This window comes from Hyphomicrobium sp. D-2, from assembly GCF_029872155.1.
Classification (GTDB): Bacteria; Pseudomonadota; Alphaproteobacteria; order Rhizobiales; family Hyphomicrobiaceae; genus Hyphomicrobium_A.
The window spans coordinates 25,837-51,935 of the sequence record NZ_JARXLA010000002.1 but is presented as its reverse complement, the minus strand read 5'-3'; the positions used below and the strand labels follow the sequence as shown (position 1 = coordinate 51,935).

General features: G+C 61.9%; 24 protein-coding genes. 13 read left to right on the top strand and 11 right to left on the bottom strand.

Annotated elements, in window-relative coordinates; translation table 11 throughout:
* Window positions 1–338: 338 nt before the first annotated feature.
* The 4 genes from QEZ49_RS02125 (at window position 339) to QEZ49_RS02110 (ending at window position 2,668) form a co-directional block, all read left to right on the top strand.
* Window positions 339–539 carry a hypothetical protein gene (locus tag QEZ49_RS02125; protein WP_068461208.1) on the top strand — a complete coding sequence of 67 codons (201 nt, stop codon included), beginning with the start codon at window positions 339–341 and terminating at the stop codon, window positions 537–539.
* Window positions 540–613: 74 nt separating this feature from the next.
* The gene (locus QEZ49_RS02120; RefSeq protein ID WP_280383779.1) at window positions 614–793 is read left to right on the top strand and encodes a hypothetical protein; all 180 of its coding nucleotides are present in this window, start codon (window positions 614–616) and stop codon (window positions 791–793) included.
* A 48-nt stretch (window positions 794–841) separates the two neighbouring features.
* On the top strand, window positions 842–1,747 hold the full coding sequence (gene rimK, locus QEZ49_RS02115) for a 30S ribosomal protein S6--L-glutamate ligase (protein ID WP_280383778.1): 906 nt from the start codon (window positions 842–844) through the stop codon (window positions 1,745–1,747).
* 177 nt (window positions 1,748–1,924) lie between these two features.
* Complete coding sequence (locus QEZ49_RS02110) at window positions 1,925–2,668, top strand: arginyltransferase (RefSeq protein ID WP_280383776.1); 744 nt, start codon at window positions 1,925–1,927, stop codon at window positions 2,666–2,668.
* Window positions 2,669–2,765: 97 nt separating this feature from the next.
* On the opposite strand, the gene QEZ49_RS02105 is transcribed toward QEZ49_RS02110, so the two are convergent.
* On the bottom strand, window positions 2,766–3,464 hold the full coding sequence (locus QEZ49_RS02105) for a hypothetical protein (protein WP_280383774.1): 699 nt from the start codon (window positions 3,462–3,464) through the stop codon (window positions 2,766–2,768).
* 435 nt (window positions 3,465–3,899) lie between these two features.
* On the opposite strand from QEZ49_RS02105, the gene QEZ49_RS02100 reads away from it, so the two are divergent.
* Entirely contained in the window at window positions 3,900–4,187 is a 288-nt protein-coding gene (locus tag QEZ49_RS02100) for a hypothetical protein (protein ID WP_280383772.1), read from the top strand.
* A gap of 381 nt (window positions 4,188–4,568) precedes the next feature.
* Here QEZ49_RS02100 and parC read toward each other — a convergent pair whose 3' ends face one another.
* The 7 genes from parC to QEZ49_RS02065 form a co-directional block, all read right to left on the bottom strand.
* Window positions 4,569–6,824: a DNA topoisomerase IV subunit A gene (gene parC / locus QEZ49_RS02095; RefSeq protein ID WP_280383770.1), complete on the bottom strand. Its 2,256-nt coding sequence runs from the start codon at window positions 6,822–6,824 to the stop codon at window positions 4,569–4,571.
* Window positions 6,825–7,010: 186 nt separating this feature from the next.
* Entirely contained in the window at window positions 7,011–7,811 is an 801-nt protein-coding gene (locus QEZ49_RS02090) for a tellurite resistance TerB family protein (RefSeq protein ID WP_280383769.1), read from the bottom strand.
* Between the two features lie 195 nt (window positions 7,812–8,006).
* Window positions 8,007–8,462 carry a CoA-binding protein gene (locus QEZ49_RS02085; RefSeq protein WP_280383766.1) on the bottom strand — a complete coding sequence of 152 codons (456 nt, stop codon included), beginning with the start codon at window positions 8,460–8,462 and terminating at the stop codon, window positions 8,007–8,009.
* A 64-nt stretch (window positions 8,463–8,526) separates the two neighbouring features.
* Complete coding sequence (locus tag QEZ49_RS02080) at window positions 8,527–9,873, bottom strand: DUF1254 domain-containing protein (protein WP_280383765.1); 1,347 nt, start codon at window positions 9,871–9,873, stop codon at window positions 8,527–8,529.
* 53 nt (window positions 9,874–9,926) lie between these two features.
* On the bottom strand, window positions 9,927–10,958 hold the full coding sequence (locus QEZ49_RS02075; protein ID WP_280383763.1) for a DUF1254 domain-containing protein: 1,032 nt from the start codon (window positions 10,956–10,958) through the stop codon (window positions 9,927–9,929).
* A gap of 134 nt (window positions 10,959–11,092) precedes the next feature.
* On the bottom strand, window positions 11,093–11,929 hold the full coding sequence (locus QEZ49_RS02070) for an enoyl-CoA hydratase (RefSeq protein WP_280383761.1): 837 nt from the start codon (window positions 11,927–11,929) through the stop codon (window positions 11,093–11,095).
* A gap of 81 nt (window positions 11,930–12,010) precedes the next feature.
* A complete protein-coding gene (locus tag QEZ49_RS02065; RefSeq protein WP_280383759.1) occupies window positions 12,011–12,565 on the bottom strand; it encodes a hypothetical protein in 555 nt (184 codons plus the stop codon).
* A 364-nt stretch (window positions 12,566–12,929) separates the two neighbouring features.
* On the opposite strand from QEZ49_RS02065, the gene rplM reads away from it, so the two are divergent.
* The 4 genes from rplM (at window position 12,930) to argC (ending at window position 15,897) form a co-directional block, all read left to right on the top strand.
* On the top strand, window positions 12,930–13,391 hold the full coding sequence (gene rplM, locus QEZ49_RS02060; protein ID WP_068461163.1) for a 50S ribosomal protein L13: 462 nt from the start codon (window positions 12,930–12,932) through the stop codon (window positions 13,389–13,391).
* 5 nt (window positions 13,392–13,396) lie between these two features.
* On the top strand, window positions 13,397–13,876 hold the full coding sequence (gene rpsI, locus QEZ49_RS02055) for a 30S ribosomal protein S9 (RefSeq protein WP_068461161.1): 480 nt from the start codon (window positions 13,397–13,399) through the stop codon (window positions 13,874–13,876).
* Window positions 13,877–14,172: 296 nt separating this feature from the next.
* A complete protein-coding gene (locus tag QEZ49_RS02050; RefSeq protein ID WP_280385057.1) occupies window positions 14,173–14,814 on the top strand; it encodes a TerC family protein in 642 nt (213 codons plus the stop codon).
* 147 nt (window positions 14,815–14,961) lie between these two features.
* Window positions 14,962–15,897 (top strand): N-acetyl-gamma-glutamyl-phosphate reductase, encoded by a 936-nt coding sequence (gene argC, locus QEZ49_RS02045; protein WP_280383752.1) that lies wholly within the window; start codon window positions 14,962–14,964, stop codon window positions 15,895–15,897.
* A 103-nt stretch (window positions 15,898–16,000) separates the two neighbouring features.
* On the opposite strand, the gene QEZ49_RS02040 is transcribed toward argC, so the two are convergent.
* The 3 genes from QEZ49_RS02040 to QEZ49_RS02030 form a co-directional block, all read right to left on the bottom strand.
* On the bottom strand, window positions 16,001–17,080 hold the full coding sequence (locus tag QEZ49_RS02040) for a COX15/CtaA family protein (RefSeq protein ID WP_280383750.1): 1,080 nt from the start codon (window positions 17,078–17,080) through the stop codon (window positions 16,001–16,003).
* Between the two features lie 232 nt (window positions 17,081–17,312).
* Complete coding sequence (locus QEZ49_RS02035) at window positions 17,313–18,380, bottom strand: polysaccharide deacetylase family protein (RefSeq protein ID WP_280383748.1); 1,068 nt, start codon at window positions 18,378–18,380, stop codon at window positions 17,313–17,315.
* A 178-nt stretch (window positions 18,381–18,558) separates the two neighbouring features.
* Window positions 18,559–20,682, bottom strand: coding sequence for a GumC family protein (locus QEZ49_RS02030; protein ID WP_280383746.1), 2,124 nt, complete (start codon window positions 20,680–20,682; stop codon window positions 18,559–18,561).
* Between the two features lie 158 nt (window positions 20,683–20,840).
* On the opposite strand from QEZ49_RS02030, the gene QEZ49_RS02025 reads away from it, so the two are divergent.
* From QEZ49_RS02025 to QEZ49_RS02010, 4 genes are all read left to right on the top strand, one after another.
* Complete coding sequence (locus QEZ49_RS02025; RefSeq protein ID WP_280383745.1) at window positions 20,841–21,818, top strand: polysaccharide biosynthesis/export family protein; 978 nt, start codon at window positions 20,841–20,843, stop codon at window positions 21,816–21,818.
* Window positions 21,819–21,914: 96 nt separating this feature from the next.
* Window positions 21,915–23,024: a glycosyltransferase gene (locus QEZ49_RS02020; RefSeq protein WP_280385055.1), complete on the top strand. Its 1,110-nt coding sequence runs from the start codon at window positions 21,915–21,917 to the stop codon at window positions 23,022–23,024.
* 105 nt (window positions 23,025–23,129) lie between these two features.
* Window positions 23,130–24,632 (top strand): undecaprenyl-phosphate glucose phosphotransferase, encoded by a 1,503-nt coding sequence (locus QEZ49_RS02015; RefSeq protein ID WP_173954166.1) that lies wholly within the window; start codon window positions 23,130–23,132, stop codon window positions 24,630–24,632.
* Window positions 24,633–24,669: 37 nt separating this feature from the next.
* Window positions 24,670–26,079: an O-antigen ligase family protein gene (locus QEZ49_RS02010; RefSeq protein WP_280383740.1), complete on the top strand. Its 1,410-nt coding sequence runs from the start codon at window positions 24,670–24,672 to the stop codon at window positions 26,077–26,079.
* Window positions 26,080–26,099 lie beyond the last annotated feature (20 nt).

Sequence of the window (26,099 nt, the reverse complement as noted above, 5' to 3'; positions counted from 1 at the left end):
AATCGCGCATCGTCGCAGGCGATCGGAGTTCGGTCTGCGACTCGACAGGTGACGTGCCCTGCACAGCCAAGATGCTGATATTACGTCGCTTTAATGCATCGTGATCATGGTGCCGATGGGCGTATTCAACAGCCTCTGAAGCGGCATTGATATATCGTGCAGAGCGCAAGCGTTGCTGCGCCACCACGGGCCGCTAGGAGATCGCGCCAGCTCCGTTAAGAATTCTTGACCCCGACCCCTGCGTTCTTCATGGATGTTGATAACAGGTCGGCGCGCCAGCGTTTCGCCTTGGGGAAACACCAAGAAATTTCCACACACAAACGAGAGTACGAACAGCCATGTCGACGACCACGGCGCCTGCGCGCGTTGAGGGCACGGATGTTGTTCTGCGGCGGCCGACGCTGCAGTGGGCGCTCAAGCGCGCAATTCTTGGTTTCGTGATCCTGTTCGTTACCGTAGCGGCGGCGGCCACGCTGCTGCATGCCTCCATCGATCCAGATGACGAAGCCGCATCGCAGGCCGAACTGACGTCACTGTGACGGGTTTCCCAGCGCTGCGGGGCTGACGCCGGCCGTCAAAGCAAAGGCGAGCCAGGCGGCGCGGGGCTGATCTGATGACGGCGGCCATTATTCCAACAATGGCAGCGGCATTCAGCGACCGTATTGAATTATCTGAAAATTCCATGTTGGGACGCAAATCTCGACATTCGCGGCCGCTTGAGATCGGCGGCTTGGAGCCTTGCCGCGTCCTGTGGGATTCGGTCGCGGCTCTCCGCTATTCCAACCACACATGATTGTGCTTCTTTACAGCAGACTGGCGTTCGCACCCTAGGAATGCGCCCATGCGCTTCGTGATGCTTGCCCGCAATCCGCAGCTCTATTCGCATGTGCGGCTTTGCGAGGCCGCACGGGCTCGCGGCCATTCGATCGATGTCGTGAACACGCTGCATGTTCACATGAACATCACCGCCAACCAGCCGGTGTTGCGCTACAACGGCCAACGCCTGCCGATTTATGACGCGGTGATCCCCCGCATCGGGGCATCCGTTACGCATTACGGTCTGGCGGTGCTGCGCCAGTTTGAAATGCAGGGCGTGTTTCCGCTGAACGAGAGCGTTGCCATCGGCCGATCCCGGGACAAGCTGCGCGCGCTGCAACTGCTGGCCCGGGAAGGCATTGGCCTGCCGGTTACGGCCTTCGCCCACGGCCCCCGACGCGCCGAGGATGTCATCAAGGAAGTTGGCGGCGTGCCTGTCGTCATAAAACTTCTGGAAGGCACACAGGGCATGGGCGTGATTCTGGCTGAAACCGAAGCGTCGGCAAAATCGATCATCGAGGCGTTCAGCGCCGCCAACGTGAACATCATGGTGCAGGAGTTTATCCGCGAGGCAGCCGGTGCCGACATCCGCGCCTTTGTGATCGATGGTGAAGTTGTTGCTGCTACGCGTCGCGTCGGCCGGCCGGGTGAATTCCGCGCCAACCTGCACCGTGGCGGACACGCAGAGGCGATCGAGCTGACTGCGGACGAGCGCGCCATTGCGGTTCATGCCGCCAGCGCCCTGGGCCTCAACGTCTCCGGCGTCGATATCGTGCGCTCTACGCATGGCCCGCTGGTTATCGAGGTCAACTCCTCGCCGGGACTGGAAGGCGTTGAAATGACAACCGGAGTCGACGTTGCCGGCCGTATCATCCGGTTTCTGGAGCAGAACGCTTCACACGGAAAAACTGCGACCAAAGGTAACGGCTAAAGTTGTGAGGATTCCCCAATTGCCCGCAGAGCGCGAGCTTTTGGACGCTTTCCTGTCAGTGCCACCCCTGCTGGGCGTGTCGCCCACCTTGATTGCCCCCCACGGCCTCAACTATCCTGCCCCTTCAGAGGCCGGCGCATCCCCGACCCGAAATTTTCTGGCGAGGAAAGCCCGCGAATGACGGAACAGCAAAAGCACTTTCCTGAGTTCTACGTCACCGCCCCCCAACCGTGCCCCTATCTCGCCGGACGCCAGGAACGGAAGCTCTTTACGCATCTGACGCACGAGAAGCCTGCCAGCGTGATCGACAATCTGCTGCGCGGCGGCTTCCGTCGCAGCCAGAACATTGCCTACATGCCGTACTGCGAGGGCTGTCAGGCGTGCGTGTCGATCCGGCTCGTCATCGACGAACTGCACATCGGCCGCTCAATGCGGCGCACGTTGGAAAAGGGCCGCTGCCTGGACGCCAAACGCGTGCCGCCCGAGCCGACCTCCGAGCAGTTCGCGCTGTTCCGCCATTACATCGACACGCGCCACTCCGACGGCGGCATGGCCGACATGACGGTGCTGGATTATGCGATGATGGTTGAAGACAGCGTGATCAACACGTTCGTCACCGAGTATCGCCGTAAGCCGGAAGATCCGCTCGACACCGATGTCGAGAGCTGGCCGCTGGTGGCCGTTGCGCTGTGCGATCTGCTGTCGGACGGCATATCGATGGTCTACAGTTTCTACGATCCCGACATCGCGCATTCCAGCCTCGGCACCTACATGATCCTTGAGCACGCAGAATATACGCGCTCGCTCGGGCTGCCGTATCTGTATCTCGGCTACTGGATCGATGGCTCGCCGAAGATGAACTACAAGATGCGATTCCAGCCTCAGGAGCGGTTGGGGCCGAACGGCTGGGTCCGCGTTTAATCACGCTTGCGCACGCGTGACGGCCGCGCCTGTTACTGAGACGCGTTCGGGATCTTGTCGCCGGGGGCTTGGTCGGCCCCAGCGTTACTTCGAAGTGCTATTGCTTGAGTGCGGCGTCCAGTTTCTGGAACATGTAGCCCCACTTCGCACTCTGCGTATCGACGAGCTGCTGCATCCGCGACTTGAGATCCGCCAGCAGGGCGCAATCGGGCGTCGCGGCCTCAGCCCCTTCCTGACCCATTGTTGAAATATCGGTCAGCAGCCGTTCCGAATCCCGATCATAGACGGCGATTTTCTCATCGCGAACGAACGGCGCGGCGGCGGCCAGAAACTCGTCATGGCTCCAGCCACGCTTGTCTTTCAACTGCCGCAAACGCTCCTGAAACAGCGGCTTGTTCTGCATGTTGAGATCGCGCAACGCGCCGGCGGCGTCGTCAACAACGGCTTCGAAATCCGTTTTCTGGCAAGCGCCCGCAACAGGCGCGGGCGCGTTGTCCTGTGGCGCCGGTGGCTGTGCACCGTTCTTGCTTCCGGCATCGGGCGAGGCAGATGATTTGCCCAGATCCAGCGGCGCCCAGCCTTTCGGCGCCGGTGCAGGCGAGGCTGAGGGAAGCTTCGAGGATGCAGGGGCTTTGACGGTCGGGGCGGAAGGGACGGGCAGATCGGCCTCGGCCTGCACATCCGCGGTGCCCCAGTTCGACGCGGCCGACTGCGCGCGCGCGGATGTACCGCCGGCAAACGCGACCAGCGCAACGAGCAGAGCTGCTAAAATGCGAATAGTCCCCGTGCCGTGCATGGGACACTCCTAGCGGGCCGCTGGTTGCGCAGCAAGATGCATGCGAACCATTCCAAGCAGGATCGGAGCAGACCGGCGTGGCTGCAACAGTTTGCATCCGCCGATGCGCAATGATTGTGCGGCCGTGGCCTGGACGCCCCAGCGCCAGACGATGGCGGCGCACCTAACAGCCCGCGAATCCCTCATCCGCAGTGTCACGAATCGCCGTCACAAATCACCCGACGCCCCGATGCATCAATGCGCGGAGAGTGTGGAGCGCATGGCATTTCCCGGCAGAAAGCTGTGCAATTCGGACAAATCCAACAGTCTCGCTTTATTGCTCGCTGTTTAAGCAAAGCGGGATCGAGATATGCTAAACTCAAGCAATCCGGTGTTGTCGGGCGCCGCGGCTCCGGGTTCACGGCTTTCCATCAGCGAGGCGCCGAGGGCAACTGCATGGATATCTCGCAGCTTCTGATTCAGGCCATCAGCGGCGCGGTTGGTGGCAATGCCGCCGGCGCCGTTTCCAAGGACACCGGACTGGGCACGCTCGGCAACACGATTGCCGGTGCATTGGGCGGCGGCGTGGGCGGTCAGATCCTCAACTCGGTGCTCGGACTTGGCGGGACCGCAGCCGCCTCGGGCATGGATATCGGCTCCATCATTTCCGCGTTTGCAACCGGCGGCGTTTCCGGCGGCCTGACGGCGCTGGTGATTGGCTATCTGAAGTCGCGCGTAGCCTGATCTGCCAAGGCTCGATCCAATCGAATTAGGTCAGGATCGGGCCACATGCAGTGCTCCATGGCGGGCAACTTGGATGCAAGTAAACGGGCGCCACCGCACGGCTGTTTAAACAGCAAGGCGCCCGCAACACTTTTGATGGCGCTCGGCGACTCCGCTACGCGGAGCTGGCCGCCGAGCGCGTGATTTCGCGCTGGCGACTCTCCTTCGGAGAGCCGGCCGCCAGCGCTGATTGGTGCGCGCTGCCTCGCGTCTCCCCTCTACATACTCCTGACGCAGGTCGCGATCCACGCCAGCTTTTATGGCACTCGGCGACACCCCTCCGGGGCGCCGGCCGCCGAGCGCATAACGGAGCCGGCCGCCGGTGATTGCGGAATGCGCTAATCAGAACGATGGGCCGAACGAGTTCGAGCGCGGGAAGCCCTTCGGCACCGTGGCGCCCGATTGAGCGCGCTGCCCCACCCACTCCTTCAGGTCCGCCCATGGCAGCGTGAAGGTGCGGCCGGCGGCGTCAGTCCACGTCAAACCTTCGCTGCGCTTGAACACACGCGCATCAAGCACGCTCGCGCCCTTGGAGCGCTGCAGGATGACACCCTTGCCGCGTGTCATCTCGTTCACTTCCTCTAGCTTGAAGACGAGCATTTTGCGGTTGTCGCTGATGACGGCAACGCGGTCGGCGCCGTGCGGAACCGGCACGATGATGCGAGCTTCATCGGGTTCCGATACATTCAGAACCTGCTTGCCCTTGCGCGTGGAGGCAACGATGTCGTCCTCGGGCACGACAAAACCATAGCCCCCCGTCGACGCGATCAGCAGCTTACGGCCCGGCTGGTAGACAAACGCGGCGGCGATGTCGTGGTTCTCTTCCAAGTCGATCATTAACCGCACCGGCTCGCCGTGACCACGGCCACCGGGAAGCTGCGACGCCTCCAGCGTGAACACCTTGCCGTTGGTTGCCAGCAGCAGCAGCTTGTCGGTCGTGTGCGCCTTCACCGCCGTCTTGAGCTTGTCGCCCTGCTTGAAGTCGAGCTTCGACAGATCGTCGACATGTCCCTTCAATGCGCGCACCCAGCCCTTATCGGACAGGATAAGGGTGATCGGCTCCTTTTCGATCAGCGCGGCATCGAGATCGACATCGATTTCCGGTGCGTCGGCAAACGATGTGCGGCGGCGCCCCAGAGCCGTGGCCTTGGAGTAGCGCTCGCGCACGTCCTTTACTTCGCTGCTGATGCGCTCCCACTGCAGGGATTCTGATGCGAGCAGTTCCTCAAGGTTGCGCTTTTCTTCCGACAGGTTGTCGTGCTCGGCGCGGATCTCGATTTCTTCAAGCTTCGACAGCGACCGCAAACGCAGATTGAGGATCGCGTCGGCCTGCACTTCGCTGAGCTTGAAGCGCGACATCAGCTTGGCTTTGGGATTGTCCTCGTGGCGGACGATCCGGATGACCTCGTCGATGTTCAGGTAGGCGATGAGATAACCATCCAGCACCTCAAGCCGGTGCTCGATCTTTTTCAGGCGATACTGCGAGCGCCGCACCAGCACTTCGACGCGGTGCTCCAGCCACTGCCACAGCACATCGCGCAGGCTGAGCACGCCCGGGATCTGCCCGGCCGACAGCACGTTCATGTTGAGGCCGAAGCGGACCTCCAGCTCCGAGTAACGGAACAGGCTTTCCATCAGCAGCAGCGGATCGACCGCGCGCGTCTTCGGCTCCAGCACGAGGCGGATTTCCTCGGCGCTTTCGTCGCGGATGTCGCCCAGCAGCGGCAGCTTCTTTTCGGTCAGCAGCTCGGCAATGCGCTCAACCAGCTTCGCCTTCTGCACCTGATAGGGAATTTCGGTGACGACGATCTGATAGCCGCCGCGACCAGCCTCTTCCTTTTCCCACTTGGCGCGAATGCGGAAACTGCCGCGGCCGGTCTTGTAGGATTCAAGGATGGACTCGCGCGTTTCGACAATGACACCACCGGTCGGAAAATCCGGTCCGGGGATCATGTCGACGAGCTTCTCAATGGACGCGTTCGGATGCTTGATGAGATGCAGCAGGCCGGCGCAAAGCTCATCGACGTTGTGTGGCGGAATGTTCGTCGCCATGCCGACCGCAATGCCCGACGCGCCGTTAGCGAGCAGGTTCGGGAATGCCGCCGGAAGAACCACCGGCTCCTGCTTGCGCTCGTCGTAGTTGGGACGGAAGTCGACCGTGTCTTCTTCCAGGCCTTCCATCAGGTCGGCTGCGGTGCGGGTGATGCGCGCTTCCGTGTAACGCTCGGCGGCGGGGTTATCGCCGTCGATGTTGCCGAAGTTGCCCTGGCCGTCGATCAGCGGATAGCGGACGGCAAAATCCTGCGCCAGACGGGCAAGCGCATCGTAGATCGCCTGATTGCCGTGCGGGTGATAATCGCCCATCGCGTCGCCGACGATCTTGGCGCACTTCAGGAAGCCGCCATCGGGCGACAGACGCAACTGGTGCATCGCATAGAGAATGCGACGGTGCACAGGCTTCAAGCCATCGCGCACGTCGGGCAGCGCGCGATGCATGATGGTCGACAGCGCATACTTGAGGTAGCGCTCCTCAAGCGCTTCCTTAAGGTTCACTGGCTCGATGCCATCGGGGCCGGGAAGAATCGGTTTTTCGCTCATGGCGATGGGCTAGCGCGCGGCGCGCCCGGCGGCAAGGGCAAGGTTGGCTATGCACGACCTTGCCGCACATTCAGCCGCAGATACGCGCGGCCTAAAGCGGCGAAAACGCCGCCACATCCCGAGACATGGCGGCGTTGTATAGATACGGGTTTGATACGGTTATCGCACCGACGCGAAAACCGGTGTTCAGACCGTGAGAGTGGGCACCGCGCCGGCCTTTGCCTGCCGCACCGCTTCTTCAAGGTGCGCCACAAGCTGCGCATCGAGGCCAAGCGTGGCCGCCAGATAATTCAGGTACGCGCGTTCTGCATCGGTGTCGGCGTCAATGGCCAGCGACGACGCGAGATAGATCTCGGCCCGCTGCTCCGGAACCGGAGTTGAAGCTGCAAATTGCGCGGGCGACCACGGACGGGCGATTTCGGCCTCCAGAAAACTCTGCTCCTCGGAGGTAATGCCAAGCGCCGCCAGACGGCCGACGATAGCCTCCCGCTCGGTTGCATCCAGCACGCCATCGGACATGGCCGCTGCGATCATCGCCCGCACCAGCACCAATGCGTGTTCGTTGATGGCAGCCCTGGGAACGGCTGGCGCGGCAGCGACCGGCGGCACCGACGCTCCTGCAGGCACAGCCCCGCCAACGGCCAGACCTGCGCGATAATTGTTGTAGGCGCGATAGGCCAATCCACCCAGCGCAGCAGCGGCGCCAAGCTTCAGCGCATCGCCGGCCAATTCTCGACCGGCCTTGGAGCCGAGCAGCAGCGACGTGATCGCGCCAGCCGCGACACCACCCGCAACGCCGCCGCCGAAACCGCCCGGAATGGCACCCGTGACGTTGCCCAGGATGCCGCGCGCACGCTCCACCAGATCGTTGGCACCGGCACCGCTCTGCGGCTGTGCCACCGGTTGTCCAACCGGTTGCTGCGGGACAACGCTCCCGCCCTGCTGTCCACCGACCAGAAGGTCTAGAATACGCGTTGCGTCGATCATCCTGTTTCCTCACCTAAAGCCGCCTCCCTAAGTAGGGAGCGGCCAGCGCGCGACAAGTGGGAACGGGAACGGAACTTTCAGGGAGCAATGGGAGAGAAGTCTCCCCGATCACGAACTGTAGCCAAAAATACCCAACCCAGCCCTACTCAGGAATATCAGCGGCTACGGCGCTCGCATCAGCGTTGTCAGGGATTGTCAGGGTTCATCGCGCGAGATGGCCTGCTCCAACCGGGCGTATTCGATCTTAGGACAGCGGTTCATCACCACCTGCAATCCGGCGGCTTCCGCCTCCTGAGCAGCCTGAACATCGCTCAAGCCGAGCTGCATCCAGACGGTGCCGAGACTAAGCCGATCCTTGTCGGCGATGGCCTGCCGCGTGGCATCGAGCAACGCGTTTTGATTGCGGAAAATGTCGACGAGGTCGACTGGGGCAGGAACGTCGGCCAGACGCACATAAACGGTGCGACCAAGGATGGTGCTGCCGGCGTGTCCGGGATTGACGGGATGCACGGTGTATCCCTTGCCGATGAGATACTGCATCACGCCATAGCTGGGCCGCGCGGGATTGGGCGAAGCGCCGAGCACCGCAATTACGCGCGCGGCGCGCAAAATGTCGACGATGTAATCGTCGCTGTAATGGTCGTGGTGCATGGGGTGGCTTGCAATGGCGACGGCGCGGTTTGACCGCGAATGTAGCTTGCGGCCACGGCGAGCGCTATCGCCTTGGAATGGTTTCGATCAGCGGCGCTTTCCAGGTGCCGTTCAGCACCGATGGCTTCGGCAGATAAAGACGCATCACAGCCGCCATCGGGCCATCGGGAGCGGGAAGCCAGTTGGCCTCGAGCTTTTTGCCGGGGCTGTCCTTCTGCATGTAAATGACAATGCGGCCAGCATCGTCCTTCTGCAGATCCGGCAGCATCGACGAATTTATGAGGTAGCGCCGCAGCGGATTGTGAACCAGAAAGCGCGTTGTGCCGTCGTACATGGTCACCGACCAGAATGCATCGACTGGCGGCAGCCCATCCGCGGGAAATGTAAGACGATAATCGTACTTCGATGTATCGAGCGGACGGCCTTCGCCATCCACCAGATAACTTGGATACAGCGCTTCGGCGTCCGAGTTGCCGAAAAGCCCGCCCATCGCTCCGATGCACCCTTGCAGCTCCTTGCCACGCATTTCATCCGGCGTGCCGAACAGCCCCGTCGAAGATGTCACCTGCATAAGCGCGTCGCTGATCTCTTCGTGTGCCTTGTGGCCGGCGGCATCGATGACGCGGAGCAAGTCGTCGGGCATTCCGGGCGGTGGCCACGGCGCACCGGCTGCAATGCCGATCGTCGCGAAGCGATCTCGCTCAGCGGCTTCCCATGGCAGCGGAACGGCGAACTGCAACAGAAAATTGACGTAGCGCCAGAAGCCGGACTGCATCGTCTCACGACTGATCGGCGGCCAGTCGATTGCTGGCGCGGCAACGGGCGCAGCTGACCCAATATATTTCGACAGTGGCACCGCTTTGTAGCCCGCCTGAATGCGTTTGACCGCCGCGATGTCGTCGTCAATCAGTTGGGTGCGATAGAGCGCAAATGCGATGCTCGTCGGCATGCGGACAACGCGCTTGATTCCGTCCGGAACGTCACCGTTCCAGTCCGGCCCGGCGATCAGAAAACTGCCGCCTGCATTTCCGTCGCGCCGCGTGCCAATATAATCGACGTTGTGCGTGTAAAGGTCGATGAGCTGAATGGAGTAATAGCGCTCGTTCTCGATCGGCGGCAGCGTGACAACCAGCGGCTCGGCGCGCAGGTCCATGCACAGGAAGGAATAGGGCGTGTCGGAGTTTGGCGTCACGATGCCGGTGTCGTTCGGCGTGAACACGCGCGCTTCGTTATGCACCGCGTTTGGCGGACCTTTGTACTGGCTGCCGCCCGTATCGAAGACCCATTGATAGAGCGTCAGGTAGTTTTCCACCATCGGGAACGCATACAGATACGCATCGTGTGCGATTTGCGCGACATCATGCGTTGAGGTGCGGACAGTACTGGTCTTGGGCGCGGGGGAAGCGTTCAAGGGATACTCCTACGCTTGGCGAATTATGTACCTGGCGCAATTGTGTGCGGGACCTATGAATGCCGTTCTTCGGCGACGGGAAACTTCCAGCTGCCGTCGAGAACGGATGCCGACGGACGGTAGAGCCGCACCATGTAGTTCCAGCCCTTGGGCGTCGGCAGGCAGTTGACGGTTTCGTCGGTGCAGCCGCCGAACTGGATGGTGACTTTGCCGTCGTCGCCCTTCTTCGCGGTGATGTTGTTCAGCGAATAGGCATTGCTGGCATTGGGCTCGAAATATCCGTCGGCGTCGTACACCGTCACCGACCAGAAGCCATCAACCGGAACATCGCCGACCGTCATGCTGTAGACGGTGTCGCCGTCGTTCTTTTCAGGCACGACGTTGAGATAAAGCGCATCCTTCTCGGGGTTTCCGCCCCACGCATGCGCCGCCCCTAGAAGATGGCGAACGGGATCGACTGCACCCTTCGCGCCAAACATGCCGCGTGTATCGGGAAGCATGCCGGAAAGGGTGAGCAACGACGCACGCACCTTCGCCTGACTTGCTTCGTCCCAGTCCGGCACCTCGAACGTGCCGCTGGCATCCTGCTTTACGGCGAGCTTGTCCTGCAGCGCGTGGACCGCGCCGACATCGTCCGCATTGTCGGGGTTGACCAGAATGCGAACACCAGCCAGCGCGTAACGGGTGCCGACATCCTCCCTGGTGATCGTGTGATCGCCGGGCTCATAATAGACATGGGGCGTGTAGTGATCTTCGCTGATGATCTGCAGCGAGATGAAGCGGCCGTCGGTATCGGGCAGCGTAATCGTGACCGGGCCGGCATCGAGATCGAGCACCTGGGCCGAATACAGCGTGTCGCGATTGAGCCGGATGACCGTTTGCTTATCCATGGGGCTGGGTTCGCGGGTGTGATCCCACTTGCCGAACGCGCCGTTGTTGACGATGCCGCCCATGAACCGATCGGATTCAGCGCGCACGAAGTTGTCGGTCGTTACCGGGATCTTGTCGGCAAGTGCGAGAGAAGCCGTCAGTGGCAGCGCGACGCCGATCAAACAGAAGCGAACGCCCCAGAAACCCATGCCCATGTTAAAACCACCCGCTGTTGTGCAGGGTGCACTATCGGGCCGCAACCGCTAACGAGTGGCGCAGATAGCAATATGTACTTGCGTCAAATTGCTGGCAGGGATTGTGTTACTGGCAGCGCTTAAGCTGAGCCGGCCTAGCAGCCTTTCCATTCCGGTTTGCGCTTGCCGAGAAACGCGCCGATCCCCTCCTCGGCGTCGCGCGCCAGCATGTTCCGCACCATCACATCTGCGGTGTAGGCATAGGCTTCGGCCAGCGGCATCTGCGCCTGCTCGTAAAACGCGCGCTTGCCGATGGAAACTGTGAGCGGCGATTTGGCCGCGATTTTCTCCGCCATCGCCAGCGCGTGCTCCAGCGCCTGCCCTTGCGGCACGACGCGATTGACGAGCCCGTGCGCTGCCGCCTGCTCAGCGGTTATCATCTCGCCCAGCAGCAGCATTTCCATCGCGGTCTTGCGGGATACGTTGCGCGACAGCGCCACCATCGGCGTTGAACAGAACAGGCCGATGTTGACGCCCGGTGTTGCGAAGTGCGCATTTTCAGCGGCGACGGCCAGATCGCACGTTGCTACAAGCTGGCAGCCCGCCGCTGTGGCGGTGCCCGACACCGCCGCGATGACCGGCTTTGGACACGCGATAATGGCCTGCATGGTGGCGGCGCAGCGCGTCATCGTCTCGGTGAAGAATACAAGCCCTGCATCGGCGTCGGCGCGATGGGCGGTCAGTTCCTTCAGATCGTGACCCGATGAAAACACCGGCCCGGCAGCCGCAAGCACGATGGCGCTGACATCATCGTCGCGGCCCAGTGCTTCGACTGCCGACTGTAACGCCTCAAGCAAGGCGAGCGACAGCGCATTACGCGCCGCCGGCCGGTTGAGCGTGAGCAGCGCAACCCGTGGTGCCGGACGCTCAAGCAATAGCAAAACCTCGCTGTGCGCGGCGCTGTCAGTTGAGGCTTCGGGCTGGTGTTGCATTGCTCTTGGTCCTGCGGCTCGCCGCCACGCATACACATTGCGTATTATGCGGGCGACGATGCGTTGCGACGGATCAGGTTGTCAGTCCTGCAGCGACTTTTCAATCTCGTCCCAGTGCTGCTTCACCAGCTCGACGTTCTCCATGAACTGAAGCTTTGGCGTCGTGCTGATAGCCTCGTTCAGTTCATCGACGAGCTGCTTCTTGTCTTCGTCGGTCAACGACGTGTCGGCTTTCACCTCTTCGAGCTCCTTTTTCAGGGCGTCGACAGGTTCGATGAATTCGCCGGTTTTGGAATCCAGCCCCGCCATGACGATCGAGATGTTGGCCGCAACGTCATCCAGCTCCGCGAAGTCGGAGAAGCCATGCTTGCGGGCCATCTCGTCGAGTTCGTTCTGGAGTTCGGGCTCGATGGTGTCGTCGGCGTCCTGCAGCTTGGAAGTTACGGTGGTCAGATCCGGCTGAGCGGCGATGAAATTCTTCACCTGATCTTCGGTGAGGCGCATCTGCTTGATCGGCTCGTCCGCCGCGTCCTGATCCTCTGCGACAACGGGCGAAGAAAACGCCACGAAAGCGAGCATCGCCGCCAGACAGGGAGCCAATAGCTTTGAGATCGAACCAGATAGTGCCTGCCGCATAGCGTTCCGTTCCTCCGCTGGATTATGTAGCCGCTGGGCCATCGATGGCCCTCGAATCAACAGTATGCGGCGCTTCCGTTGCATTTAATACGCAGACCGCAGGATTCGCACCCTGTTGCCAAGTCTGGGGTTTCATTTTGAGCATTAGCTCAGGAGAAATGTGCGCGAACCGGGCAGCATGGGTCGAAACATCAAAACGGTATTATAATACCACACTACACAATACATTGTTTTTGCTCGTGTTTTCATTTTTGCGCGCATTGTCGATTGACAGATTCCAGGCAATCTGGTTTCAAGGCGCCACTCGCGCCCGCTGAGATGACATCTGTTGCCCATCTGGCGCCCCTATCAGGAGCCTCCGACTATGACGACATTCGTCGCCAAGCCCGCCGAGGTGGAGAAGAAGTGGATCCTGATCGACGCTGAAGGTCTCGTCGTCGGTCGTCTCGCCGCTCTCATCGCCACCCGTCTCAAGGGCAAGCACAAGCCGATCTACACCCCGCACGTTGATTGCGGCGACAACATTGTCGTCATCAATGCGGACAAGGTGATTTTCTCCGGCAACAAGCTCACCGACAAGGTCTACTACCGCCACACCGGTCATCCGGGCGGCATCAAGGAGACCACCCCGCGCCGCCTGCTCGAAGGCCGGTTCCCGGAGCGCGTTGTCGTCAAGGCCGTTGAGCGCATGCTGAAGCGCGGTCCGCTGCAGCGTCAGCTTATGCGTAACCTGAAGGTCTACAAGGGTAACGAGCACCCCCACGAGGCACAGCAGCCGGAGCTGCTCGACGTGGCTGGCCTCAACCGCAAGAACAAGAGGGGCTAAGGACAATGGCACAAGAAACCAAGTCTTTGGAAGACCTCGGCGAAATCAAGGGCGTTGTGGCTGCGGAAGCCCCCGTCCATGTGCAGAAGCTGGACAGCCTCGGCCGCGCCTATGCCACCGGCAAGCGCAAGAACGCCGTCGCCCGCGTCTGGATCAAGCCGGGTCGTGGCACCATCACCGTCAACGCGAAGGACTACACCGCATACTTCGCGCGCCCGGTGCTGCAGATGCTGCTTCAGCAGCCGCTGGCGGCCGCTAACCGCGCCACCCAGTATGACATCAACGTGACCGTTCACGGTGGTGGTCTGTCCGGTCAGGCCGGCGCCGTCCGTCACGGTATCTCCAAGGCCCTCACCTACTTCGAGCCGGACCTGCGTTCGGTGCTGAAGAAGGGCGGCTTCCTTACCCGCGACAGCCGCGTGGTGGAACGCAAGAAGTACGGCCGCGCAAAGGCCCGCCGCAGCTTCCAGTTCTCGAAGCGCTAAGGCGACGGCATTTTCGCCACTACCGACATTGCAACGGGCTGCCCATCGGGCGGCCCGTTCTGCTTATGACGTCTATTTGAAGGCGTTTTTTGCGCCACGCCCACTTGCCCGCTTCTGGCTACGGTGCCACATACCCGCGGGGATCGAAGTTGGGCCTGCCACGCGCGGCCCGACATAACACAGGGTGCAGGATGGACTGGCTATTACAGGACCTCAGTTATCTTTTTGGGGTCATCGCGGAAGAAGCACAGCATCTTGTTTCGCCCGAGTGGTACCGCCAGAACTTCGTTCCACTGATGAACATCATCATGATCGACCTGGTGCTGGCGGGTGATAACGCCATCATCGTCGGTCTGGCCGCCTCGCGCGTGCCCAAGGAAATGCGCAGCCGCGTCATCTTCTGGGGCATCACCGCTGCGGTTGTGCTGCGCATATTCTTCGCGGCCATAACGGTTCAGCTACTTGGCATCATCGGCCTGACGCTCGCCGGCGGCATCCTGCTGCTGTGGGTGTGCTGGAAGATGTATCTCCAGATCAAAACCGGCAGCCACCACGGTGACGCCGATACCGTGGCCGGATCGGCTAACGGCGACGACGGCGACATGAGTTTCTGGTCCGCTGTCGGTCTTATTATTGTCGCCGACGTGTCAATGTCGCTTGATAACGTGCTGGCAGTGGCTGGCGCGGCGAAGGGCTCGACGCTGGTGCTGGTCATCGGCCTCGCCGTTGCGATCATCCTGATGGCGGTTGCCTCGGCCTACATCGCCAAGCTGCTGGTCAAGTATCCCTGGATCACGTGGATCGGTCTGCTCGTCATCCTCTGGGTCGCGCTGGAGATGATCTATAAGGGCTCACACGAGGTAACGTGTCAGGCGTTCAACTTCGGCTGCTCGGAAACGCTGTGGCAGGGCATCAAGCACCGACTGGGCTTCTCATAACAGCCACGCCGCATGGCCTTGTTTCCGGCCAAAGCAGCGCAGGCAGTTTACTTACAGGGCGCGGCGGAATAAGCCGCGCCCCAAATGTTTCGAGGCAGGTTATCGCTTATCGAACCGGACAACTTAAGAGCACAGGGCAACGCCGCCATGGGCACACAGGCCAAACCAGCGCAGATATTCATTGACGGTGAAGCCGGAACCACCGGCCTGCAAATCCGCGAACGGCTGGCTGACAGTCCGGACGTTGAGGTGCTGAGCATCGATCCGAGCCGGCGCAAGGACAATGCAGCCCGCATGGAGATGCTGCGGGCCGCCGATCTGGTGGTGCTGTGCCTGCCCGATGATGCGGCGCGCGAAGCCGTGGCAATGGCCGACAGCCTTGGCGATGAAGCGCCGCGTATTCTCGACGCCTCCACCGCGCACCGGACCGGTGCCGGTTGGGCTTATGGCTTCCCCGAGCTGAACCGCGCCCAGGCCGAGGCCGTGCGCTCCGCGGCGCGGGTTGCCAATCCGGGCTGCTATCCGACCGGCGCCATCGCGTTGATCCGGCCGCTGGTCGACGCCGGTCTGGTGCCTGCGGATCACCCCATCACCGTCAACGCGGTCAGCGGTTACTCCGGCGGCGGGCGTTCAATGATCGAAGCTTACGAGGCTGGCACCGGAGCCGCGTTCGAGCTCTATGCGCTCGGGCTTGAGCACAAGCATGTGCCGGAGCTGATGGCCTATGGCGGGCTGACCCGGCGGCCCATTTTCGTGCCCTCGGTGGGCAACTTCCGCCAGGGCATGATCGTCTCGATACCGCTGCATCTCGACATGCTGCCGGGCAAGCCCTGCCTGCGCGATCTGGAACTGGCGCTTGATGCGCATTACGCCGGGCAGGAGCGCGTAACCGTTGCGCGCGAGCCAACGGCTAAACTCACCCGGCTGGCGGCGGACGAGATAGAGGGCCAGGACGGCATGGAGCTTTATGTGTTCGGCAGCGCCGCGCACAATCAGGCCGTGCTGATGGCGCGGCTCGACAATCTCGGCAAGGGCGCGGCCGGTGCGGCGGTGCAGAATATGCGGCTGATGCTGGGTCTGTAAGGCGGGCTCGCGGCGCAGGTGCACGCGCGCGAAGGCTTTGCATGCGCTCGGCGGCCGGCTCCGCGCAGCGGAGTCGCCGAGCGCCACAAAAAAGCTTGCGTGCTCAGGCTTTCGACGCGCTGGCAATCCGATGCAGGTGCAGCGTCGCGACCGCAATGACGATCGCCGCCCCGCCCTGATGCGCGAGCCCCAACGACAGCGGCACAACTGAGACCAGCGTCCAGACCCCGAGCGCCATCTGGGCCACCAGGCATACCGCCAGCAACGCCCCCGACCGGACGATGCGTTCATCATCAGCCGACCGCACCAGCGTCACGAAGTGGATCAGCCCAAGCGTGACGACCGCATAAGCCACCATGCGGTGATCGAATTGCACGGTGGTGATGTTCTCGAAAAAGTTGATGTACCACGGATGCTGCATGAACAGCCCATCCGGCACGATCTTGCCGTCCATCAGCGGCCAGGTGTTGTAGGTGAGCCCGGCGTTGAGGCCGGCCACCAGCGCCCCCAGCGCCGACTGAACAAAGATGAGAACGAACAGCGCAATCGCGGTCAGGCGCTGTGCGGGCGTGACATTCAGAAAGCGTATGCGCTCGCCCCCCGGCGCCGCACCCAAGGCCAGCCAGACCAGCAGCGAAAGGATTGCGAACGCTGTGATGAGGTGCAGCGTCAGCCGATATTGGCTGACGTCCACGCGGTCCACCAGCCCGGACTTGACCATGTACCAGCCGATAAAGCCCTGCAGTCCGCCGAGCGCGAAAACGCCAAGGCACTTGAGCGCGAAGCCGCCGCGCACGCGGCCCGACATCCAGAAAAACAGGAACGGCAGCCCAAACGCGAGGCCGATGAAGCGGCCGAGGAAACGGTGCGCCCACTCCCACCAGTAGATCGCCTTGAAGTCCTCAAGCGACATGCCGGCGTTCATGACCGAGTACTGCGGGATGCCTTTGTACTTCTCGAAGGCGGTGTGCCAATCGGCATCGTTGAGCGGCGGGATTGCGCCCAATAGCGGCTGCCATTCGGTGATGGAAAGACCGCTGTCCGTCAGGCGCGTTGCACCGCCGACGACGATCATCGCGAAAACCAGCGCGGCACAGAACCAGAGCCAGACCCGCACGGCGTTGCCGGAGACAGCCGGCTGAATATCAGCACCGTCCCTAGGCGATGAAATTGAAACGGCCAACTGCGCATGCCCCCAGATTGTACCCTACCGCCTGATAACGGCCCCACGCGCGGCGATCAACAGCCGTGGTGTGCACCGCAAGCAGGGGCATGCTGCGGTGCATCGCTCCGGCGTGCGACCTCAGCCAGCCGATCAAACGAGCTTTTTCATGGATGTGCAAGGTTGCGATCGGCGGCGCATGCCAAAATGGCCAGCCTGATAGATCGCGCATCACGCGACCGCAGGGAAGTTGCTAGGCTGGTACCCGACGACCGCTGAATTTCTTCAGTGTGTTCATAAGCGCGAACGGCACCCCGGACAGCAGGGCCTTCACATAACGCATATCCTGATAGTCGCCGTTCAGCGACAGGCGGGGCAGCGCCATCATGTCCTGAGCATTGTCGGGATATAGCAGGCCCTTGCGGGTTGTGACCGCGGTTTCGAGTTCCAGCCCTTCGGCGATACGAAACTCCCGCTCGCCAGCGCTGCCCTCATCGCCGTAGGGATAGCTGAAGTGGCGGCACGGCAACCCCAGCTCGGCCTCGATCCGGAGAACGCTTTCCGTCATTTCATCGCGGGCGCGCGCGTCATTGAGCTTGGCGAGCGCATAGTGCCCGCGTGTGTGGGCACCGATGGTAACCAGCGGATCGGTCGACAGATCGCGCAACTCGTCCCACGACATAATGAGATCCTGATGCGCCAGCTTGGGGTTGATGCCATAGGCTGCCGCCAGTTCGGCAACGACTGCACGCGCCTGATCCTCAGGGATGCGGCGCAGCCACCAATAGATTGCATGGTGCGCGGCGTATTTCTCGGCGGCGGTGGCAAGCCTGAAGTGGTGCGTTTCGCCACCCATCGCCAACGTAATCTGCGGGGCGGCGCGCAACACCTTCTCAAGCGTCAACCACCAGAAATCGCCGTTGCCGTCGGCGAAGTCGGTTGGCACATAGATCGTGAACGGCACGCCGTGGCGGCGGAAAATCGGCAACGCATATTCGCGATTGTCGCGATAGCCGTCATCGAAGGTGAAACAGGCGAACGGCTTGGCGGGCCTTGGCGTTTCAAGGCGCGCACGCACCTCATCAAGCGCGATGACGTCGAAACCGGCATCGATGACATTGGCGACGACTTCATCGAGGAAGCGCGGCGTCACCTTGAGAATGCGGTTCGGCTCGAACTCGTGCGGCACCGCCGGATCAACCTGATGCAGCATGAAGATGACACCGGAGCCGGCGGTATAGGGCGCGAGGAGATTGCCCGCGCCCGAATAATGCACCGCTGCCAGCGCAGTCTTCAGAAGCGTTGCCGTCCGTCTGCTCATGCCGCCCTCGTGCCGTCTGCGGTCAACGGACGTCCGATGCAACGTCCGCTACCCGACTGCGAGATTGTTGTTCGCGGCACTATGCGCACGCGGTGTTCGCTCCACATTAAATTGAGCCGACAACAGACCGTTTTGCCTAACGGTCTGTTACCACCCGGGTCGATGCCCGCTGGGAGCCTCAGCTGACCCGTGCTTCCAGCCGCCCTTTGGCACCGACGCGAGCCAACCGTTCGCGCGCAATCTCGGTGGATTTGCTGCGCTCAAGCCGGAACAGCTCGATATCGGTGACATCGAAGCCAAGGAACGTGCCCCCGCCCTGCACCGTGGCCGGGCGACGACGCGCTTCGCTGACGATGATGCCCGCATCGAAGCGGCCTTGGATAGCTTCAAACAGAGCCCGCGCAACGTCGGTGCGGCCGACGACGAGGATCTGATCGTAGGCGGTATCCAATGCATCGAGCGTGAGGTTGAGGCGGTCGGGATCGAAAACGATATCGCGATCGTGCACGGGAGCACCGGCCGCAATGAAGTGAGCGCCGCTGGCGGGAATGCGCGTGACAACCGCTTCGAACGTGGCCTTGCCCTGCAGCAATTCATTGAGGCCCGGCCGCGGCACGATGCCCAGAGCTTCCGCCAGACCGTGACCTTCCGGCGCCCAGTCCAGCACGATGACATCGCTGCCTGCATCTGACATCGCCTTGGCGAGATCAATGCCTTCCGTGCCGATGTCCATCTGCTCGCTCGATCCGGTCATCAGCGCACGGAAACCGCCAATGTCCTGCGGATGCGCCGCAAGCTGATACGCAAGATCGGCAACCGACTTCACAACATGCACGCGCGAGGCATCGCGGGCCAACACGGGCGCAAGTTCACCGGTCGAAAGCTCAGCCACCGCAGGCTCGAACACTTGATGCTCGGCCGTTGCCCCCCGAGCCGCCGTGAAGAGCGCTTTGGTAACAACAATGGCAATGCCGAACAGCAACGTCGCGAGGCTTACGAGAATGGCGTAAGGCAACGGCTTGGGGAAGCTCGGCACGCTGGTGGGACGGGCGATGGAAACGATCTGGGCTTCCACCGGAACCGCGCGCCGATCGGCAGCAATGCGGTTTGACTCATAGCGTGCCTGCAGCCGATCCAGCTCGGCGCGCTTGGAACGCGCTACGGCTTCCAGCTGACGGAGCTGAACTTCATCTTCGCCCGTGCCTGCGGTTTCTTTCTTGACCTGCTCAAGGCTGCGGCGCACCGAAGCCTCGCGCGAAGCCGCAATCGATGCGCCCTTCTCGATACCTTCGACGATCTTGCCAACCTCAGACTTGATCTGGCGCTCAAGGCCTTGCAGGTCAGCGCGCAGCTGACGCATGCGGGGATGAGCTGGCAGCAGCGTGGCCGACAATTCAGAGAGCTGACGCTCAACACGTACACGCTGCTGCACGAGGTTCTGGATCAGCGGTGAACGCTGCACATCGGGCAACGATTCAGCATTTCCAGCGCGCACCATTTCGCGCACCGACTGCGCGCGTGCGTCGGCTTCACTGCGTGCGGCCTGCGCGCGTGTCAGTTCCGTGTTGAGATCGGCAAGCTGCTGCTGATTGAGACCCGTGTTGTTCGGTCCGCCCTTGAAGATATCCGCTTTGGCGCGGAACTTTTCGACCGCCGCTTCAGCATCGGCGACCTCGTTCATCAGCTTGTCGATCTTCGGCTGCAACGCCTGCTGCACTTCATCGGTTTGCGATAAAGAGCGGGTGGCGAGCGACGTGCGATAAGCTTCTGCGATGCGATTGGCGACTTCAGCGGCAAGCGCCGGATCGCTAGAGGTGAAGCGGATGCCGATGACACGGCTTTCGCGCGGCGAATAGACATCAAGGCGGCTGTTGAACGCCTTTAGCACCCGATCCTGTTCGCTCTCGGAATCGTTGCCGCCAAGACCAACAGCATTCTTTATCCGCTGCAGCAGGCCGGGCGCACCAATTGCGTCATTGAACTCGGGATTTTTGTCGAGCTTTTCCTCCGCAATGATCTGCAGCGCGAGATCCGGCGACAGCAGACTGCGAAGATGCGTGTTGATCGCTTCCCGATCGAGACGGGACGCAACCGATTCAGCGCTACGGTCAGCGCCGTTTGCATCACGCGGCGCCACAACCTGAATCTGCGCCTCCGATGTATAACGGGGCGGAAACTGCGACAGCACCGCATACGTCAGCGCGCCGGTCAGCAAACTGAGCAGCACAAGTTTCGGGATCGCGCGCTTCAAGGAGCGCCAGATTGCTCCGATATCGATATCGTCAGGGGCGGCGGTGGCCATGATCTTCCGCTTCAAGGAAACTAATCGTTGCCTCAAATTAGATCGCTTACCGGTTGCGATTTTATTAAGCGTTCCACAGCAAGACACACGCTTAGGTTTTATTAACCGATAGCGCGCAGAGTGCAGACAGCGAAACATACCGCGTTGGCTGCACACCCATGTCTCAATTGCGCATACACAGTCTGCTGATACTCAGCGCCGCCCTGCTGGGCGGTTGCGCACAGACACCGCTGGTTGGGGAACTTGCGTCGGATATCGCGTCGCTGACGGCCCCCGCGCCAGCCTGGCAGTCACCTTCCGCCGGACGCATGATTGAGCACGGCACCGAGACCAACACCACCGCTGCCAACGCAACTTCGGTCGATATTATTGGCGATGGCCCCAATGCGGTGCACGGCAGCGTGCGGCCGACCTCGGTGTGGGGTGAAGCCACCGTGCACAAGGCCGCCGCAACGCTCGACTTGCCGGTGGAAACGCAGCTCAAGGCCGATGGCAACAACACCGCCAAGACGACGGACAAGCCGGTTCAGGTTGCTGATGGCTGGCACGCGCCCGCACGCCGGGTGGTTTCACCGGCACCGATGGCTCCTGCTCCGATGCCCATGGCGGCCGCGCCCGTGGCCTGGGGCCCGGCTGTGGTTGTATCTGGCGACATTACCGGCGGGCCGACGGGTCACGAGCCATACATCCTCGACACCGGCGACCGCCTGCGCGTGTTCGTCTATGGACAGCCAAACCTGTCGCGCCTCTACACGGTCGATCAGGTCGGCAACATTGCTGTGCCGCTTATCGGTTCAGTGCGCGCCCGTGGACGCAGCACGGTGGAACTGGGCCGCGCCATCGCGCAGCGGCTGGCCAGGGAATACGTGAAAGACCCGCAGGTCACGGTGGATGTGGCGCAGAACCGGCCGTTCTTCATCCTGGGTGAAGTGCGCCAGCCGGGCCAGTTCCCCTACGTTTCCGGCATGACCATTGAGCAGGCGATCGCAATCGCGGGCGGTTACACGGAACGGGCCAGCCACCGCCGCTTCCGCATCACGCGCAAACTCGGGCCGCTCGTTGACCAAATCGAAGCGCCTTCCGATTACCCATTGCTGCCGGGCGACACGGTCTACGTGTTCGAGCGCTTCTTCTAGGGCACGCTCGCTTCGTGCATTAAGCACCACGCGTGCCGCCAGACGGCGCGCCCTGCCCGCAATGCGGTCTATCGTGGGAGTGAACAATTGCGGATCATGCACTGCCTGCGGGCGCCGGTGGGCGGCCTGTTCCGCCATGTGCTCGACCTCAGCTCCGAGCAGGCAGCGCGCGGCCATGCGGTTGGATATATCGTTGATTCAACCGTCGCCGATGCGTTGACCGAAGACCGCCTCGCCCGCGCGGAACAGCATCTCCAGCTTGGCATCACGCGCATTCCGATGGGGCGGCTGCCCGGGCCGAAGGATCTGGCAACAAGCCGCGCCATCAGCGCTGTCGTTGCCGCGATGAACGTCGACGTATTGCATGGCCATGGCGCCAAGGGCGGCGCTTACGCGCGTCTTGCTGGCCGGACCTTGAAGCGCGGCGGACAGAAAACAGCAGTGTTTTATACGCCCCACGGCGGCAGCCTGCACTACAGCACCCGCTCGCCACAGGGCATCATTTACCTCGCGGTGGAGCGGTTCCTGGCCCGGTATACGGACGGGCTGATCTTCGAGAGCGATTTCATCCGCCGCGTTTACGACGCCAAGGTCGGCGCAAATGCAGTGCCGCAGCGTGTCATTCCGAACGCTCTGCAGCCGGACGATTTCACGCCGCACGCGCCCAACGCGAACGCCGCCGATTTTCTGTTTATCGGTGAGCTGCGGCGCCTGAAGGGCGTGGACGTTCTTCTGGATGCGCTGGCAGGCATCCGGGCCCGGCAGCACGATGTGCGCGCTGTCATCGTAGGCGGCGGGCCGGATGCCGACGCGTTCAAAGCCCATGCGGAAAAGCGCGGCCTTGCCGGTGCAGTGACATTTCCCGGCGCCATGCCAGCGCGCAAAGCGTTTGCTCTCGGGCGCTGCCTGGTTGTGCCATCGCGCGCCGAAAGCATGCCGTATATCGTATTGGAGGCCGCTGCGGCCGGCATGCCACTGATCGCAACTGACGTGGGCGGCATCCCGGAAATTGTGCAAGGTACCGACACGGTGCTGATCGCACCCGGCGACGTTCCCATTTTGAAACACGCCATGACATCATTTCTGGATGACCCAGTCGCAGCAAACGCCCGTGCAGCGCGCCTGAGAGACGCGGTTTCCGCCCGTTTTACAGTGGCGCGTGCGGTTGACGACGTGATCGCATTCTACAGCGAGATACTTCGCTAACCTTAACTGACAAGCTTACCGACAGATCGGCAAATTTTAGGCACCTGGCATGGATGCTGCTCTTACAAGGACAGCATCCACCGTCGTTTGCCAGGATCGTCCGGAATGTCCCAAATCGGTAATGCCTCTGTTCCAAACCCGCTGGGGCTTCCAACCCCCGAGCCGCGTTTGGCCGACTTCCGGACTGACGACAACACCAGCCTTGTTTCCATGGTGGTGATCCGCGGCGTGGTTCGCACGCTGGACGTGTTCATCGCAGCAATGGTCGGTCTGGCCGTCGCGCTGTTCTACGTCGACGATCCCGAGATCTTCGCCAATCCCTATTACATGGCCGCCATTCCGTTCACCGCGATGGTGGTGGCGCTCGGCTTTGACATGCTGGGCCTTTATTCGCGCGTCTCGTTCAGCTCATTCCTGCGGCAAATGCCGCGGGTAATCCTGATCTGGACGATCGCATTCGCGCTGATGCTGGCCGCCGCGTTCTTTCTTAAGGCGGGCCATGAGCTATCGCGCGTCTGGCTGGCAACCTGGTACGCCAGCGGTCTCGTGCTGCTGCTAGCCGAGCGCGCTGCCGTTACCGCGTGCGTGCGCCACTGGATCCGCGAAGGTCGCCTGTTCCGTCGCGCAGCCATTTACGGCGGCAGCCACATCTCCGAGAAGCTGATCACCGATCTTGAAAAGGATGTCGACAGCGACATTCGCATCATCGGCGTGTTCGACGACCGCGGCAACAAGCGCATCGGCAGCATGACCTCCGGCTATCCGCATCTCGGCAGCCTGAAGAATCTTGTCTCCTATGCGCGCCACTCACGCCTCGACATGATCATCGTGGCGCTGCCGATCACGGCCGAAAAGCGCGTGCTTGAAATCACCCATTCGCTGGCTGTTCTGCCCGCTGAGGTGAAACTTCCGGCCGGTTCGAGCGCACTGCGCTTCACGCCCAACACATATTCGCACGTTGGCAACGTGGCGATGATCGACCTGCTGGAGAAGCCGATCGCCGATTGGGGCGCGGTTTCGAAGTGGCTGTTCGACAAGATCGTGGCCACCCTGGCCCTGATTGTGCTGTCGCCGGTCATGCTGGCCGTCGCCATCGCGATCAAGCTCGACAGTCGCGGACCGGTGCTGTTCCGGCAGAAGCGCTATGGCTTCAACAACGAGCTGATCCAGGTTTTCAAGTTTCGCTCGATGTACACTGACCGCTGCGATGCCAACGCATCCAAACTCGTCACCAAGGACGATCCGCGCGTAACCCGCGTCGGGCGCTTCATCCGCAAGACAAGCCTTGATGAGCTGCCGCAGCTTTTCAACGTGCTGATCGGTAATCTGTCTCTCGTCGGCCCGCGCCCGCACGCGCTGGAAGCGAAGGCCGCCGGCAACCTTTACGACGAAGTGGTCGACGGCTATTTCGCGCGTCACAAGGTGAAGCCGGGCATCACGGGCTGGGCGCAGATCAACGGCTGGCGCGGCGAGACCGACACGCCGGAGAAGATCCTGAAGCGCGTCGAATGCGACATCTACTATATCGAGCACTGGTCGCTGCTGCTGGACACTTACATCCTGCTTAAAACGCCGTTCGCGCTGATGAAGTCGGAAAACGCTTACTGATCGGCATTTCGCTTTCGCGGGAAAGTTTCAGTAGCTCATGGTCAGCGTTGCCGCCGATATCGGGATGGGAAGTGCCGCACCATCCGTGCCGCAACAACGGCATCGGCGCGGCCTCATCACCCTGCTCGCGCTGGCCGCTGTTGCGCTGACGATCGCGGTGTCGGGCGTGGTGTTTTCCGAACCCGCGCCCGTCGATGCGCTGACAATGGGGCTCATCGTTCTGCTGCCGGTGATTGGGCTGGTGCACTTCACGCCGACGCTCGTTTCATTCGCAGCACTGTGGCTGCTGGCGGCGGCGGGCGCGCTGCTGGGCATGGCCTTCTCGCAGGATCTTTCCGGCACCGGAATTCACGTCGCAGTGACGCTGTATCTTTATGCGGCGTGCGCGGTGTTGGCGGCGTTCGTTGCCTACGATCCACCGCGCCATGCCAGACTGCTGCTCAATGCGTGGTCGTTTGCTGCATTGGTGGCGGCAGGCGCTGCATTGCTCGGCTACTTCCACATCATTCCGGGCGGCTATGAGCTGTTCACGGAGTATGGTCGCGCCACGGGTACGTTCAAAGACCCCAACGTTTTCGCGCCGTTCCTCATCGTGCCGCTGCTGTATCTTATCAACGTCGCGCTCGAACGTCCGCTGCGCGGCATGGTGCTGCCGCTTGCACTCGCGGCCATCCTGATGCTTGGCGTGTTCTTCAGCTTTTCACGCGGCGCGTGGATCAATCTTGCGCTGTCGCTGGTGCTCTATGGCTATCTGCTGCTCGTTACCACCCGTAAGGCCCGCGTGCGGCTGAAGCTGCTGTCGCTGTTGCTGCTGGGCGCACTGTTCGCAGCCCTCGCCGTCATGGCCGCGTTGAGCTCGAACGAGATCTCCTCGCTGCTGCTACAGCGCGCCAGCTTCGATCAGTCGTATGACCTTGGCGAAGAAGGCCGCTTCGGAGGCCAGGAAAAAGCGCTCGGCATGATCGCTGAAAAGCCGCTTGGCATCGGCGCGCTGGAATTCGGTCAGCGTTACCATCCGGAAGCGGCGCATAACGTCTACCTGACGATGTTCCTCAACTCCGGCTGGCTGGGTGGCGGAACTTACCTGCTTCTGGTGCTGCTGTCGCTTGGGTTCGGTATGCGCTTTGCCATGCGCGGCACCGAAATCCGGCCGATGTTTCTTGCGGTCTATGCAGCGTTCGTCGGCACGGCCGGTGAAGGCATCATCATCGACAGCGACCACTGGCGGCACTTCTATGTGCTGATGGCGCTGCTGTGGGGCATGATGGCCGCCGACTATTCCAGCTCCGGCAGGGCCATTACTGCGGGTGATGGCGCCAAGCCTGACAAACGCAACGCACGTGGACGGCGGGCGCCGCGCCTGTTGGCGTCATCGGGCGACGGCAAAGGCCATACAAAGCCGCGCCGCCTGCCAACGATTGTCGGCGCTCAGGTGGCGGCAACGTAAAACACGCGCAAGCTGGAACT